General features: G+C 48.1%; 16 protein-coding genes and 1 pseudogene. All 17 read right to left on the minus strand.

What is annotated here, in order from left to right:
• Positions 1 to 93 precede the first annotated feature (93 nt).
• Positions 94 to 456, minus strand: coding sequence for a hypothetical protein (locus N7E60_RS08820; protein ID WP_269597209.1), 363 nt, complete (start codon positions 454 to 456; stop codon positions 94 to 96).
• 1 nt (position 457) lies between these two features.
• The gene (locus N7E60_RS08825) at positions 458 to 1,129 is read right to left on the minus strand and encodes a hypothetical protein (RefSeq protein WP_269597210.1); all 672 of its coding nucleotides are present in this window, start codon (positions 1,127 to 1,129) and stop codon (positions 458 to 460) included.
• A 249-nt stretch (positions 1,130 to 1,378) separates the two neighbouring features.
• Positions 1,379 to 1,660 (minus strand): annotated as a pseudogene (locus N7E60_RS08830) (type VI secretion system PAAR protein); the annotation flags it as partial.
• 92 nt (positions 1,661 to 1,752) lie between these two features.
• A complete protein-coding gene (locus N7E60_RS08835) occupies positions 1,753 to 3,099 on the minus strand; it encodes a hypothetical protein (protein WP_269597211.1) in 1,347 nt (448 codons plus the stop codon).
• Positions 3,100 to 3,358: 259 nt separating this feature from the next.
• Positions 3,359 to 3,718 carry a hypothetical protein gene (locus tag N7E60_RS08840; RefSeq protein ID WP_096628966.1) on the minus strand — a complete coding sequence of 120 codons (360 nt, stop codon included), beginning with the start codon at positions 3,716 to 3,718 and terminating at the stop codon, positions 3,359 to 3,361.
• Between the two features lie 9 nt (positions 3,719 to 3,727).
• On the minus strand, positions 3,728 to 4,393 hold the full coding sequence (locus N7E60_RS08845; RefSeq protein ID WP_269597212.1) for a hypothetical protein: 666 nt from the start codon (positions 4,391 to 4,393) through the stop codon (positions 3,728 to 3,730).
• A 9-nt stretch (positions 4,394 to 4,402) separates the two neighbouring features.
• Positions 4,403 to 4,807: a hypothetical protein gene (locus N7E60_RS08850; protein ID WP_240531896.1), complete on the minus strand. Its 405-nt coding sequence runs from the start codon at positions 4,805 to 4,807 to the stop codon at positions 4,403 to 4,405.
• Between the two features lie 2 nt (positions 4,808 to 4,809).
• Entirely contained in the window at positions 4,810 to 5,535 is a 726-nt protein-coding gene (locus tag N7E60_RS08855) for a hypothetical protein (RefSeq protein WP_096628975.1), read from the minus strand.
• Positions 5,535 to 5,858, minus strand: coding sequence for a hypothetical protein (locus tag N7E60_RS08860; protein WP_269597213.1), 324 nt, complete (start codon positions 5,856 to 5,858; stop codon positions 5,535 to 5,537). Before N7E60_RS08860 ends, N7E60_RS08855 begins: the two co-directional genes overlap by 1 nt.
• Positions 5,855 to 9,451 (minus strand): phage tail tip fiber protein, encoded by a 3,597-nt coding sequence (locus N7E60_RS08865; RefSeq protein ID WP_269597214.1) that lies wholly within the window; start codon positions 9,449 to 9,451, stop codon positions 5,855 to 5,857. The genes N7E60_RS08860 and N7E60_RS08865 overlap by 4 nt, the downstream gene beginning before the upstream one ends.
• The gene (locus tag N7E60_RS08870) at positions 9,451 to 11,058 is read right to left on the minus strand and encodes a hypothetical protein (RefSeq protein WP_269597215.1); all 1,608 of its coding nucleotides are present in this window, start codon (positions 11,056 to 11,058) and stop codon (positions 9,451 to 9,453) included. Before N7E60_RS08870 ends, N7E60_RS08865 begins: the two co-directional genes overlap by 1 nt.
• 48 nt (positions 11,059 to 11,106) lie before the next feature.
• Complete coding sequence (locus N7E60_RS08875) at positions 11,107 to 11,742, minus strand: phage adaptor protein (RefSeq protein ID WP_269597216.1); 636 nt, start codon at positions 11,740 to 11,742, stop codon at positions 11,107 to 11,109.
• Positions 11,742 to 12,314, minus strand: coding sequence for a hypothetical protein (locus N7E60_RS08880; protein WP_269597217.1), 573 nt, complete (start codon positions 12,312 to 12,314; stop codon positions 11,742 to 11,744). The genes N7E60_RS08875 and N7E60_RS08880 overlap by 1 nt, the downstream gene beginning before the upstream one ends.
• Positions 12,314 to 12,745, minus strand: a complete 432-nt coding sequence (locus N7E60_RS08885) for a hypothetical protein (protein ID WP_269597218.1) — start codon at positions 12,743 to 12,745, stop codon at positions 12,314 to 12,316. The genes N7E60_RS08880 and N7E60_RS08885 overlap by 1 nt, the downstream gene beginning before the upstream one ends.
• Before the next feature lie 55 nt (positions 12,746 to 12,800).
• Positions 12,801 to 13,181, minus strand: a complete 381-nt coding sequence (locus tag N7E60_RS08890) for a hypothetical protein (RefSeq protein ID WP_096628994.1) — start codon at positions 13,179 to 13,181, stop codon at positions 12,801 to 12,803.
• A gap of 57 nt (positions 13,182 to 13,238) precedes the next feature.
• Entirely contained in the window at positions 13,239 to 14,456 is a 1,218-nt protein-coding gene (locus N7E60_RS08895) for a phage capsid family protein (protein ID WP_269597219.1), read from the minus strand.
• Between the two features lie 65 nt (positions 14,457 to 14,521).
• A complete protein-coding gene (locus N7E60_RS08900; protein ID WP_269597221.1) occupies positions 14,522 to 15,502 on the minus strand; it encodes a hypothetical protein in 981 nt (326 codons plus the stop codon).
• Between the last annotated feature and the right edge of the window lie 115 nt (positions 15,503 to 15,617).

A 15,617-nucleotide genomic window follows, 5' to 3' on the forward strand; every position in this document is an offset into this window, starting at 1 on the left:
AGCGGCTAAGTATAAGTATTTGATGATGGGGTTATTATTGCTTTAATTTAGCTATAGGTAAACGACCTTCATGAAGCAACCGACTGCTATGATCTAATCCGTCACCGGCGTCATTTCTTCCCCATTTGTTAAGTGTATATTTTCACCGAAATACCCACCGAGGTCAGATAATTCTACGTGATCTAGCTTGGTACCTTGGTATTCAAACACCCCCTCGTAATAAAGAATGTCAGGTGAATTCATCATGATTTTGATCCTGTAATGCGGATGATTCTCTTGAAGAAGTTTAAATCCAACTCCCCCATCAGGAGCTGTATACCAAAGAATATCGCCAACCATCTGCCCTTCCGACGTCCCCTCGACAGGTGAAACCTTGGCGAATAAAACAAACAAGAAAACTGTGGAAACCAACAAAGCAATAGTGAAAAGAGCCACTCTTTTGATTATTTTCTTCATATTATTCAGACACCTCTAAAGTATCTGTCTCATAATCGTAGTCTAAATCGATCTGTGAAAGCTGAAACTGCTCAATATACGCGCTAGGCACAACTACCGGAGGACGCCATGATGTATCTAGCCCTAAATGATCAGCTAGATCAATGGTGAAAGTCATACAGTTATGACTATCCACATCGTACTCGATCTTATCAGGACTATTGTTTTGGGCACGTATAGTCCTTAACCAATCATCAGCCTCTGAAAAAAAGTCCCCTCTCAGTACGACACCAGAAATTCTGCTTCTATCACCAGCCCTACCAGATACTTCTCGAAGTAAACGCTTCAAAGAGCTTTCAGTAATGAGGCCATTTTTTATTACAACGTCGCTAACATCAATTTTGCGAACGTTACCGGGTATATCTGAGTTAGGGTTTGGATAACGCCCATACTCATAATATCTCGTGAGTCCGGTCTCGCCATTGATAAGAATGACACCAGCATGACCCAAGTAGGGCGCTTTGATCTTGGGTGTGGATATTTTGTAGCCGAAAACTTCAAAAGATTGCTCACCGACAACTTGAACATCATAATCTGGAAACACAATCGGAATCAGAAAATCTTCATTTCCGGATATATAGACTTCATAGGGAGTAGTATCATCTACTGGTGTTGCTGATAAAGTATCTGTCATTTACTCCCCCTTTAATAACCACATGTTCGTTTTCTTGTATTTGAACTTCACCTTTGTGGCTATCTCACCCTTCTTGATTCCGAGTATCTGTCCCTGAGCGTCAGTTCTAAATTCTTCTTCAGTGCCGTCTTCTAGTTGGCAGATAACATCTTGGTTGGCAAATACGTTTCCACTGTTATCCTTTACGATCGCATTAATATCGTAAAGAGTGACATCTATCGGGGTAAAAGGAACAGGAGTATGGCTGTCCCCTATATTGATTGTCCCTCCTCCCACGGTAACTCCTCCACAACTGACAGACCCTCCTGTAATCGCAGCGGGTTTACCATTTATGAACACAGTTGAAGAGCCTGACGCTATCGAACGACCGTGAGGAGGATGTTTGGGCTTGCTATGAGGTGCGAGTGGATCACCAACGCGCGCTGCTGGTATACCATCTATTTTCACATCGGGAGACCCCGCGGTCACTGGTGTTGGTGGGAAGCCATCATGTTCCGTACCTTTATCACCCACTCTAACTGCTTTAGCCATCAGATCCATCCGTCCAGAAAATCGAGCAACATCTAAGCAGCACTGATTAAAAAAGCAACCAAGAGTCTACTAATTCTGGACTAAGATCTGCTTTATAAGTTGGTTACATAATGTTGGATGCTCTGCTCTCTCAATTTGTTAGCCACCTCAGCGCTTTTCTCCGCTTTATGCTTAGCCAACTGATCATTAAAAGCACGCTCGATAGTATCCAAATCATATCCACTCAAATCTGTGCCTTTTTGCTTCACAGCTTGAAGGAAATACTGACGCCGAGGATCTCTACTCGCCCATTGCTCTACGTCTTTCGGTAAAGCTGATTGGTGTTCAGAACTACCTGTTTTCGGTTCCTCGCCACCATAATGCTGAGCGATACGTGATAGACGCTGATCATAAATTCGATTTATCTCGTCTTCCTTTCGTTTCAACATATCAGGGTTTTGACTATCAGCACTGAATCCATCTTGTTCACTGTACAGCTTGGCAAGAGCTTTGCTGCGGTCACTCTCTATTGAGGAAACCTCTTCCTTGTAACCCTTCATCTCGTCCTTGCTACCAAAGACTGATTTGTATGCCGGTGAAGCCATAGCACGCCTGCGCATTTCCAACTGACCAGTCAAATCCCGCATTGCCTGCTCTAATGGTATTACTTTCACCTGTTCATCAGCCGTCCCGCGTCCGTCAGTAACGGGTTTTGGTACCCAACGACCATCGCCATAATTCACTTCAGTTGTGATCACCAAGCCTGGTTGGTCGCCGTCAAGCTCAGGATTGATATCTGCAGCCAACGTCACGCCACCCCATCGTGCATCTTTAATTACTCGACCGGTTCTTGGATCTTTTTGACCAATTGAAGCCTTGATGTTCTGGCTGTAGAACGTGTTAAGCGCTTCTTTGAGCTCAGAATCGTTGAAATCGGCGTTACCATCTAGTACCGCGGGCAACTTGTTCTCTAACGTCTCTCCGGCTCTTACTACTTCAGGCTGAAGATAGCGACGTGGGTCGTAAGCACCTCCGGCAATCATCTCATTATCGAGGATGGGGTCAATGTCACCGGTGTCTATCCACCGTTTCCAACTATTCTGAATGACGGGCAGGTTTTCCCGAATGTAGCTTGCTCGTTTTTGTTGTCCAAGTTGATATTCGGAAAGTGCTCGCTGTGCTTGTTGAGTTTCCAGCTGTGAGTCAACAAGCTTCTGCTCGCGGGCCTCTTTTTCGCGTAATGCTCCACCCTGACCATCTTTGCCATAGTTGTGCTCAAACTGTTGCTGTCTGCGCCGCTCTTCCGCTTGTTGCAGTGACATTTGCTGTTCACGAGACTCTCGTCTCTCCTGGTTCTCCTGATTACGAAGCGCGCGATCCTCCTTACGCTCCATGTATCTGTCTGCAACATCGAAAGCGCGCAAAGCACCATCCATAAAACCACGTGTATCTAGGCCCATCTCCACCTCCGCTAGAACAGCTCGCCTACGACAAATCCCGCTACCGCACCAACCCCGGCTCCAATGGGGCCACCTACCATCCCCCCTATTGCTGCACCTGACGCTACAGAACTGATTGATTGCTGACGTTCAGCAGACTTCAAGTGTTTGTTAGCTGCATTCCGACGCTCTTCTCTTTCAGCAACATCACGCAGCCCCTTCAAAGCGGTACTTTTCTGATGCTGCCCCATACTGAGTAAGCTATATCCCATGGTTACACCTACTGCTGTTGCACATTACGTAAACCCATACCAGCACCGGAAAGGGTCTTCATTGATCGATCTCGCTCGTATGCTCTCAAGCCGTTTTTCGCAGAGACGGAAGCTAACGCAAGCTGAGCATCTTGATTGGGGTCACCCTGTGGTGTTACCCCGTAACGAGACATTTTATTTAATTGCCCCAAGCGCGCAGCCTGAATAGAGCCATTAACATTGCGATCGACTCTCCCTAGTTGCTCTCCCAACAACTCACCGGTTTGAGACTTCTGCATGAGATCTTTCTGAACTGGATAGAACCTTTGATACCAATCGTCATATTGCTGCCGAGTGATACGCGCATATGTGTCTGCCGCGATTCCCATAACTACTCCTTATGCCACCAATGAACCACTAGGGTTGTTTAGCGGATCATAGTCATTCAACGTAGATGCTTTCGTACTCACACCATCTACTCCGGCTTTGCCCAATGAACCAGCGGACTGGCCCATATAACTTCTAAGCCCTACGCCAGCTGCCGCTCCGGCTAGCTGAAGGTTTGATGAGCGTTTATTGAAGTCTTTTTCCGCGTCTTCTGTCGCTTTCCTTAAACTCGTGTTGGCTACGTCACCTATTCCCTCGAGTGCTCCCGTCTTTTGGCCAAGCCCGATAGCTGTAACATCGCTCAGACCAGCTAAGTACTTGTCCTGCTCTGAAGACTGAGCTCTATTGGTAGTATCCGATTGATCAAGTGCTTGATCGGTAGCCATGTTGGCCATCGTTGACTGAAACTTACCCGAATTAGGATTGATGCCACTTGCCGACAGCGACTGCGCCGTTTCGTCTCGGCTCTTTGTATATGCTTTGTTGTATCCAACATCGACCGCTTGTTTGACGTCAGCCATATTTGTCGCGCTATTAAACGCACTGACACGCTCAATGAAGTTATCTTCAAACTGCTTAAAGTCACTTTGGTAGAGGTCCCACTGCTTCCTCGCTACGTCTGCAGCTGCCTTTTGTGCCGCTGTTTCTTTGACTTTTTGTTTACCGCCGCCACCCATATTGACCTCCTAGAGTAACTTCTCCCAATGTTGAACTCTGGCTGCTCCGGACGTTTTAACATATCCATTGGCGAGCAACGCTTGCTCAAGACCAGGAACAGCCGTGAATAACTCCACACCTCTCGCGCCCATTTGCCTGCCTTTGAGCTCTATTTCACTTTGGTAACGAGTAATTGCGTTGCCACCCCAATTGAACGCGAACATCACATTCAACCAAGACAAGCCATTTCGAGCTGTTGGCTGCAACACAACAAAACCATCCTCGGCGAGAAACAAAAACGCCCTCTCATCTAAAAGGGCGTCATCTATTTCATCGGCAAAGAAGTGATTATTCCGAGACTGCGTTTTACGTATGATGGGGAGTAAATGGAGGCGATAGTTCAACCAAGGCTTTGAGTACATCACTTGATTCACGATTACCTGTAATTTGTAACATCTGCGATGGCTAACATAGAGCTTCCTTTACTCATCCATCCTTCAGGTGCAATAGGGTCATCATAGCCGGGGGCAGAAGACGGAGTACCTAGCTTTCTGTAAGTGACTTTGTTCCCCTCTACTCGCAGAGCATCGTCAGCTGACCACTCCATTAAAACACGCCACTTACCTGTCCCTCTTTTCAGGAAATTGTAAGCTCTTGCTACAGTAATACGTGCTGCGTACTCTCTCCCCTCAGGTAATACGATCGACCGTTCAGGGCCATTTGAGTTACTGTCGAGAGGCTTCACCGGAGGCTCAGTCGGCTGCAGGGTATGAAGCGCCGCTAACCTCAGTAGCCGCCAACGGCTATCAAAAACTAGCGACTGATTTTTCCCAAAAACCTGCAACCCATAAGTCTCATTGCCAATTTTATGGGGCTTCGACGAAAAGACGTACACGCTGATTTTAGCTGAGTGCTTGGCAACGAAGCGGTAGTGATACCGATGACCATACATCCCACCAATAATGGCCGTATCGACCGGTGAAGAGATAAATATCATGGGGTCAGGGACAGACACCTGATACTCCGCAGAATATAGCGCCACGCCAAAGCTATCTTTGCGTGAGAGTTGAAGTTCGATGCGGTTGTGAAAACAATGGTTCTGGTATTCACCATCAATAATTTCCGCCCCGTGGATACCAAACACTTTGAGACCGTATGCCATCAATACACCCCATAATGAACCAATAAGGGCGGTACCTGACCTCTGTATAGCAGACGATTCACCGTGATAGACCAGATGAGCGTGTCATTGTCTTGATGAATACTGTAATCGTACTGGTGAGCTGCAGAAGCCGGCTTCGCGAGTTCTAGCCACCATAGTGCGGTGCGGCCACGCAGGCCTTCATGCTTAACCTGTCCAGTAACGGTGCGCTTGGACTTTATCGCGGGAATTGTAAACGAGCCCAGTATACGAGGCGTGCGGTCGGTAACATCGAGTACGACCGTGCCTTGGGCATCATAAATCCGAAGACCATACATTTTCATTCTAAATCACCCAGAACAACAACAAGTTGATTACTATCGAACACTTTTAATCTGTCGCCATTTACTTCGAGCCGAGACGGGCCTTGGTTGGAGCGCATAAACAAACGACTCGTCTCAATCGTGCCATCTTTTGAAATACGCGTATGGTAGCCACCATAAGGACCTCCGGAACCAAAGCCGGCTTGACCTCCCTCGATGACAGCACTCTTGATCTTGGGCGAGGAGAGAGAAATACCCGCTTTAACGACATCCGCAACAATCTTCTGGCTGTTCAATATCTGGATTGTCGCCTTTTCAATCATTGCTTTAGGTAGGACCACTTTGCCTTTATCAATGGCAAAGACTGGCGTTGCAGGTTGCTTAGAGCTCGGGTCAAAAACATAGAACTGACTGGCACTAACCGCGACCTGACTTTTGCCATCACTGCCAGCGATTAAGCCAATTCCAGCTTTTATATCCCCAGCTTGGGCTTTCTGTTCCCATATTGCTTGAAAAGCTGCAGAGCCTTGCTTATCCAGCTTTGCGATTGCTTTAGACTGAGATTCAGTTTTTGCAGATAGCTCGCCGGCCTTCGCTTCAAGAGAGGATGTCTTTTTCGCAAGAGACTGATTCGCGCTCGTCAGCGTCTTGGATACGCTATCAATCTTTGCGTTCGCTTTGGTGTCTGCCGACTTATAAGCAGACTCAACACGTTTGACATGCTCTGATAGCGCCTTATCAGCATCAGTGAGCGATTTGGTTGTGTCGGTTATAAGCGCATTTGTTTTTGTCTTTTCGGTGCTGAATTCAACACTTAAATCAGCAATTCGTTTTGAGAGAGATTCATCAGCGCTGGCAACAGTGAGAGAAAGCTCCCGTACTGAACCTTTAATATCATTATCAGCCTTCTGATAACTCGCTTCTAGTCGGCCAGCTCGCTCCGTCAATACCTTATGATTGTTCGATACCACTCGAGTTAAGGAATCGACACTTCCTTTAAGTCCCGCGTCAGCTTTCTTAAATGCTGACTCGATGTGATCGGTACGTTCAACAAGTGCTTTATTCGCGTCAGACAACGTCTTAGTGGTCTCATCAATGCGTGTATTCGTCGCAACATCTGCTTTGCGATAGTCGGTTTCAACACGACCAACCCGCTGCGCTAATGCCTTATCTGCGTCGCTAAGCGTCTTTTTAGTATCCATGAACAACGCATTAGCTTTGCTGATATCCGTACTGAATTTGCTACCTAGCTCCGTGATTCGCTTCGATAAGGCCTGATCGGCATTTGTCATTGTGCGAGATAAAGAATCGATAGACCCAATAATAGCCTTGTCACCGTCTTTATAACTGGCCTCAAGCTTATCGGTCCGCTCCACAAGGGATTTTTGATTATCTGCAACAAGTTGAGACAGAGTATCCATGCTGCTCTTCAAGCTAGCTTCGCTCTGTTTGTATGCTGCCTCGACGTGATCTGCGCGCTTGGCTAAAGCTTTATCCGCCTCTGCAAGAGTCTTAGTTGCCGTATCAATCTTCGCATTCGTCGCGCTATTTCCCTTCCTGTAAGCCGACTCAACGCCTTCAATTTTTAAACCCAGCGCTTTATCAGCATCACTCAGTACTTTCTGTACATGAGTAAGCCGTGTGTTCGTTTTACTACTTTCAGTCGTGAACGAATTAGCGAGCTCACTAACACGTTTAGACAATGCTTCATCAGCATTTGCTGTAGAGAGAGATAGCTCTTGAATACTGCCCTTGATTGCATCATCTCCGGCCTTAAAGCTCGCATCTATGTTGTCGGTGCGTTCCGCCAGCGCTTTATGGTTATTGGAGATAACTCGCGACAAGGTATCGACACGACCGTTCAAGCTGACATCATTTTGTGCCACTTTCGCTTCTATATGATCGGCGCGCTCAGCCAATGATTTATCAACGTCAGACAGGGCTTTGCTCGTTTCATCGATTCGGGCATTAATATCATTGCTAACATCTTTGAGACCGGTTTCTAGGCTCGAGAGCTTTTTCGTAAGCGCATTATCTTTCTGCGAGATAGTTTTGCGTGTATCCGTTATCAACGCGTTTGTTTTGGCATTGGCTTGCGTAAACTCACTATTGAGTTTATCGACTCTTGTGGCCAACGTTTTATCACCGTCGGCGAAAGCCCGACTGATCTGATTTAGCTCTGCACCAAGCTTGCTATCGGATTCCCTATACTCAGCACGGATGTCGCCAAGCTGTTGAACGGTCGTTGATTCTCTATCTGCGACAGCTTTAGACAAAGACTGGATTTGACCCTTGGTACCTGCCAGTGCACTAGAGAAGTTGGCGTTGATCTCATTTAGGCGTTTCGCAACTGTGTCTTTATTAGTCGTAACTACCTTTTCTAGGTCTTTTATGCTGCTTTCCATAGTCGCATCGCCACGCTGCATTGCAGCTTCAAGCGCACTTATCACTTGCGTTAGTGCTGTATTAGCGTCAGAAAAAGCCTTCTGGGCTTTGGTTACCATTGCTGTCGTAAATTGGCGCTGTTCCTCACTACTACTAATCAAGGATGCACTCAATTGCTCCACTTGTTCGGTTAAAGCACGTTCAGCATTGGCTAATGCGTGCTCGACACCTTTGATCTGAGCAACGTTTGATTGGTCTCCTTCCCTACTCAGTTTCTCTAGTCTGGCAGTCTCCCCCGCGATGAGCTTTTTCGCATCAGACAAAGAACTTGTGAACTCTGAGCGCGCTAGGCTCAGTGCTTTCTTTGCCGATGCAATTTCTTTTTGGGTTTGTTCAAGTGTTTGATTTGTTTCAGAGAGCCGCTTACTGGTGCGCTCATCTGCTAACTTGAGGTCATTTCGAGCTTCTGATAATTGCTCTTGAGTACCGTGAATGCTCTCTATGAGGCTTTTATCCGTTTCGGCTAACTCTTGCCGAGACTGTTCGATGCTTTTTTGCGTCTCCTTAATACGCGAATCTAAAACGTTATTAACGCGTTCAAGGTCACTGCGCGCTTCCCTTATTGCCTTGCTGGCAGATTCGGAGGCTTGGCCAATGCCCGCGTTGAGATCTTTGAAAAGCGTTGAGTCGCGCAGCTGCTCCGCGACTTCATTGATCACTTCCGAAATGTCTGTGCTTGTTTTTACCGATAGGCCATGGCGGTCATTGAAGGGACCCGCAATATCTTTGATGTTAATATGCCGAGCCCAATAGAAATACTGTGAGCCTGGACGAACGCTATCTCCAAAAACCGTTGCCGAGACGGTTGCAATAAGTACAGCCTCATCAAGAACGTCTTTATCAGAACGCCAAATTTCTGTGTAAGAATGACCGGAATATGCTGGCCGATCCCACTCAAGCATGATTGAACTAAAGCCCCCGAATCCAGCGAATCGCTCAGGCGTAGTTGGCATTTCAACGGGCTTAGTAGCATTAATACTTGATGACGGTGCTGGCATAGGAAGTACTCTGCCACCCGTTCCGCGACGTACAGTAATCAACCCGAGTGCGTTTAGCTCTCTCAGGGTAATTGCTCTATCAAGGCCATTCCCGCGCTGTCCTGTTAGCTTTTCGACATTCTCTACGATAGCGGCTTGATTGCGACCACTGTGAAACCCTGACTTATGCATTAGGCCAACTCCTGCATTGAGTCTGACAACATCAAGCGGTCTACACCTGCAGCTCCTGATACTTCTATTTGCCAATAACTCGCCCGAACGGGAGGTAATCGGAATGGCATATTCGTCAGTTCGCCTTGCGGAACAGTGAGAATGGTTTGGTTATCTGCAATGACTTTCACGGTGAGTTTTCCCGGTTCAGAGGAGCGAACTCTAGCGGAAGTTAGGGCTGCATCATCTGGCACCCAAAATACCTTGGATCGCCAGGTCATCGACTTCAATGCTTCACTTTGGCGCCACATGCTGACTTTATCGCCATGCACGATGAATAGTGTATCGGTGAGCAAATCAACATAGGTAGCGTCCCATCTATCGCTAATTCGAGTGAACGCTTTAGATAAGGGATCGTAAATGAAACCGCCAGTTTCTGACTGGGCAACATACCACCCTTCTACGGCGACCGCCCGAATGGTTTCAGGTTTCAATGCCTGCCACTGCTTGCGATCAATGATTTCCTCAGAGGCAATAGCTGCACCGTCAGAACTGACTACTACGAGACCATCTGGTGCTGCATACATAGCCATACCAGAAACAACAACTAAGGAATCCGCGCTGACACATGATTGTTCTATGTCTAGTTTGGTAGCAGTCATGGCATCCGGAGTTACACCCGAAAAGACGTAAGGGTACCCTCTCGTTACAGCTACCAAAGAAGTACCAACTGGCACAATTGCTTGAATCGTATGTTCAGTCGTCAGTCGATAAGACTTCGGCCATGCATAAGGCAGGTAAGCAGCAGAGAACATAACTTCATTGCCTGCAAAGCCAGCACAAATGCCATTGGCCATGGTACATAAGCCTTGCATGTTCTCAGGAGGCTCGTCGTAATCCCATGTCTCAAGCACTGCGCTATTCAGATCACGTGTTGAATCTTTGTACTCGGTGTTTGAAATTGGAAGTTCCGCAAGCAACATATAGGCGCCCACACCTGCTGCCGTTACTGAGCGATATACGCGAGTATGAGTAATATTATGTGTATTTGTTGTCGGTTGAGAGAGCCCAAGTGTGATTGTCGAGCCAGGCTTCTCAATCAACACCGAACCAGACGGTTCACCCGGGGCGCCCTCTTCACCAAATCGCGTCACATATGTCTGGATATAGACACGATCTTCATCGTCAATCAGTGCTGGTTCACCTAAGGGCGGTTCTTCGCCGGTAGATGTATCGATACTGATCACTGCCGGCGGAAACTCAGGTCGAGGAACGCCCAGATCATAGGCTGCCGCAGGTCCAAAGCCTGAACCATCAATGGCAATATCTTGTGCAGTAACCTTGGGTTTCCCATCTCCAGTAAAATACACTCGCTGCCACTGATCTTGCCCGAGCGGGCTATCTATGGCGCTGACCACACTATCTGGCCAGAGCAACCAAGCATCATCATAGCGATGCAGTGTCTTTGCCGGAAAAGGAAGAGACCGCGCATGGAGGTTTTCGTTTATCGGCATGATCACCCCTCGCTCAAATTCGCAATCTCTTGCCAGCGTCGCTGCTTCATTGGGCAACAAGTAATCTTTGAGGCGAGGTACTTCGCCACGCATCATAAAAATATCGATGAGCATATTGAGGTTTCAGACCATTGAGACGTGAACGGATTTCACTAGCCGCGACTAGATTCGGCGCTCAGTGCTATGAATACGCTGCGTTTCCGCGTTATCGGTATTTGTTTTACCCGCTAACGCGTTCTGAAAATTGTTGAGGTGGTATGTTGCTTTGGCAGCTTCTGCTTCGGAGCGACCGTCTTTTGAATATGCTCGAAAAAGCATGAAATCAAACACCAAAGCTTCGTAGATAGGTGGCAGTGGAAAAGGATCACTATCTACTTTAATGATGATCTGTCTCGAATAGTCATACTCAATATCAACATCCTGCTCCGGCACAGGGAAAAGATAAAAGCTAAGGCTGTCGTTGTCGTTTCTGGTCCAGTTCGTGGGCTGTGCATCAATCATCGTTCGCCATAACGGATAGTTCTGATTGAGCCGGTATAAGTCTACAAATTGCAGGCCGTAGCCATTCGCATGATTTACGTTTAATAGCCGATAGGCGTCATCAGGTAGATCAACACGCGATTGGCCTTTCTTTACCGTTTGGCTCTTCGTTTCTCTTCCCAGATCTGGCCGAGACATCAAAATAACAGCAATGGCGTCGTTCAAATTGTGTAGATGGTTGGCTTTGGTCCAACGCGTATAGCGTTGATCAATCAACTCATCGGCAACGCGCTCTATCAACGAAATTACCTTTGCCATTAAAAGAACTCCCTTGGTGCGACTGGCCGAGTTGTCATAGACGTATTATCGAGCAACCAGCGTTTAGCACGACGCGTATGCTCAACGAATTCTCGCTCATGGTAGCTATGCAGATCCCCATTGAAGAACTCCGGCAACACATACAGCCATGACGCAGCGCCTTCACATATTGCTATGAGCCAATGATCCATAAGCGGAGTAGGTAGCTGCGTGGCATCGGTAACTGGCTCAATCGCAGCCCTAATTCGAACATCACTGCTAACATCACGGAGGAATTGAATGGTTCCCATTGAGGGACTCTTGAAGTCCATGCCAACGGCTAACCTCTCCCCCTTTGTGACAACATCAACTTCACCCGTCAGATTAAATGTCGTTAGGCCTAACTGCCCAAAGACATCAGTTACCTGCCCTTCAACAACAGGGCCAATGGTGTGTTCCACTCTTATAATGCCGGTCAGGCGGCAAAAGCGACCTGCGCTGTAGACAATCGCTTTCTTGAGGGTGATAGGCATAGCTGCCGGCGCAATCTGCCGCAGTGCAGGTAGGAAGTCATCAACGGGGACGGTGCGCATTACTCGCCCTCGCTTGCTCGGATAGCGTCACGAACGCGCTTTTTGAATGCGTCTACTTTCTCTTGTGGCTCCTTAGTAATATCTAAGTCGTGCGACTCGACCAAGGTGGCAACTTGCGCCCCATTTAGCTTGTTCAAGTCTATTTCTTCACCGCCAAGGGTGACGACCATGGATGATTCAGCTTCAGCCGCTTTGCGTACCTCTTCGGCTTTGGCCTCCGCTTCTTTGCGCACCTGCTCTTTTTCTTCTCGCGCTTTCAGCACATCGTCAACCTGATCCGCTTCTACAAACACTTTGTCAAAACGCATCAATACTGCGGCGACTTCTTCTGATACTTCGATAGGCTTGTTTTGCGGAAATACTTGGCGAGAGCCAGTGATAGTGTCTCGCTTAAATTCTTTGGGACCGACATAGGCAATTGCGATTTTCATTGGTGTACCTGCTTATCCAGAAACAAAAGGGGCGCGATTGCGCCCCAGGTTTGATTTAGTAGCCGATCACTCGGTACTCAGGATTGATTTGCAGTGTGCCCGTTGCTTTACCGCCCTTGACCACCACATTCAAAACTCGCTTTTCTTCGTTGTAGGTAGGTGGGATCACCAAGGCTTCATCGGTTTTGCCAGACACATCCACGTCAGCAGCAAGCACGTCGCTGCCAGATTTGATATCAATTTTGACTGACTCGCCAAGGCCGTTTGTGTGAACACGGAAGCCGGTGAGCGATAAACCGATAGGCAGCTCAACCATTTCCACTACATCGCCAATGGCGGCTGCTTTGAGTGACACATTGGTCAGTGCCATTGATACATTGCCATGCGCGCCAACGTAAATGCGGTCGTGCATGCTCGGTGCTTTAATCGTTGCCATGAGATAAACCTCTTAAATGAATTGGGCAAAAGGGTGCGGCGCTATACCGCATCCCGATTAGTAGCCGGTTGAAACCGCGGTATCGAGCGCGATCACGCCGTGGTCATTGAGGCGACCAGTCTTGTCCGCAAAGCGCACTTTCTTGAGGCCGTTCATCCAAGCAATGGTGACCTCATCACGGTTACCCGCGTCGGTTTTCTCGGTATGAATTGAGAACTGGCTGCCGTTTTTGGTTTTACCCCACGCATCAGCCAGTGCTTGTGCACCGATGAGCATTGCGCGATCGATAGTTGTGCCGGCTTCAACTTGCTTAACTGTCGCTTTATTGTCGTTTTTCGACACATCGACGGTTGAGCCAGGGTTGAATCTAATTGGCATGCCCTTGTACTGACGCACTAAGATGTTTCCGTGCATCACGCACTCACCGCGGAACACTTGGTGATCGAAGCTGCTACGACGTTTCATCGCGTTCGCCATCAGCTGCTGCCAGTCTTTATAAGTGGATGTACGCTTAAAGTCGTGCCATTGGCGCGGCGTGACGTTAAGAATAAAGAAAGGCTCATCGCCCGCCAGCTTGTCATCTTTGAAACGGATAGGCTGGAGCGGGTGCGCCATTTCATCGATGAACAACGAGATATTGTCCACCGTTTCCATGCCGAACACGTCAGCCTGGTCAATCTGCTCGAAGTTTGTCGCGTCACCACCAAAAAAGTGGCGATCGTAAGTTGGCGGCATGATGGGATTGACCAGCATGTCGCCAAAATCTGGATGATTACTCAGCGGCACGATGATGTCATCTTGAATGTAATCACCCCGTGCACCCGCCATATGGACCGTAGCAAGCTGATCCTTAACATCATTGAAGTAGGTTCCGAGCAACGTGCGCGCTGTGCTCATCAAGTTATGACCGGTGCGCTGCTGGCTCATCTTGCCGCCGGCATCAACCTGATGTCGGCCTTGGTCAATGGAAAGCTCGAAGCTGGTGAAATCAAGGCTTTCACCGTTCCCAGCGATACGCTTATCACCCATGGTTGGGCGCTTAGACAACTTGTGAACAATCTGCATGTCCACGGTATCGCCAGCTGTTTTTGTCAGGTCATTCACAGTGACAATTGGCGCACCGGGTGATGATTGTTTATTTCCTTTCTTATCGCCTTGCGCTTTTTGCGGCGCAGAGTCTGTCAGCATGTTTGTCATGCTTCGATTACGGTTTGCCGCGGTAAATAGCGCGACTTCCTGCAGCTTCTTAGCTTGCGCTTTGGTAATCGTGGTCATGTTAATAAAACCCTCAAACAAAAACACCCGCCACAATGGGCGGGTGCTCGATGCCGTCTACGGCGTTAAACTTGAGAGAGAAGCTCCTCGATCTGGTCTTCGGTCATTTCAGACATAAGGCCGTAAAGCTCACTCTCGTCAGCGTTGGCGATTTTGTCCAAGATAGATCCTTTATGGCTGGTCGTGGAGCCAGTCTCGCTCGGTGATGGGGGGAGCGAATTATTTGCGTCTGCTTCAGCCTTAGCTGCCTTGGCTTTTGCGCTTTCGGCATAGTGCTCTTTGGTCAGTCGAGCTGCTTCAGCAAATCGCTCATCAATGGACTTTTCAGCCCAGTTAGGGTCAGCACGCAGCTTGTCATCAAACTCAATCGCCTTTTTCCACTGTTCGCCGCCTTCGTTTGACCACTTTGCTAAATCGGGATGTTTGGCAATGGCTTCCCCAACGACGTCTCGTTCAGATGCCGGATCGGTGTCGGCTGGCTTCGTTTCTGGTGCGGATTGTGTTTGCTGACTCACAGCTTCGACTTTGGCGAATAGACCTCGAATGGCTTGACCGATTTCGGGGTAGTCTTCTGCCAGCGTGTCCAGCTGCTCCTCTGAGATTTTGAAGTTTTCTGGTAAGTCTTCAGGCTCGACGCCAAGCTTTTCAAGCTGCTTGTTGCGCACATCAAGCAAGCGTTGAGATTGCTCCCACTCACTTTGCTGTTTCTGTAGTGCTTCAATCTGCTCTTTCAGTTGTTGCTTCTCTCGACGCTCACGTTCTAGCACATCAAATGGAATAACGTGCGCACCGTCTTTAGTTGCAACACCCTCTGGTTTCTCGCCTTCTTCAGTATCTCCACCGTCTTTTTCAGATGCGGGTGCCGAATCCGCTTTATCGACGTTGTCTGATATTGACTGTGTTTCGCTATCTACGCTTGGTTGTTCCGCGTTAGACGCTGGTTGCTCAGATTCGCTATCGTCATCGTCTGCTAACTCAGCATCATCGAACTGTTCCATTAGCGCTTCTAGCTCTTCAACTGTTTCATTACCGGTTACTTCAAACATTTGCCTCTCCTGTGTGTAGACGTATCGCTGTCTGTGCGGTTAAGCCCTCTCGTGAAAGCGCTTAGCGACACATACAAAAAAGCCCCGGCAAATGCCGAGGCTGAACGTGTTGCTC

The sequence above is a fragment of the Salinivibrio proteolyticus genome (genome assembly GCF_027286365.1).
GTDB classification, from domain to species: domain Bacteria; phylum Pseudomonadota; class Gammaproteobacteria; order Enterobacterales; family Vibrionaceae; genus Salinivibrio; species Salinivibrio proteolyticus.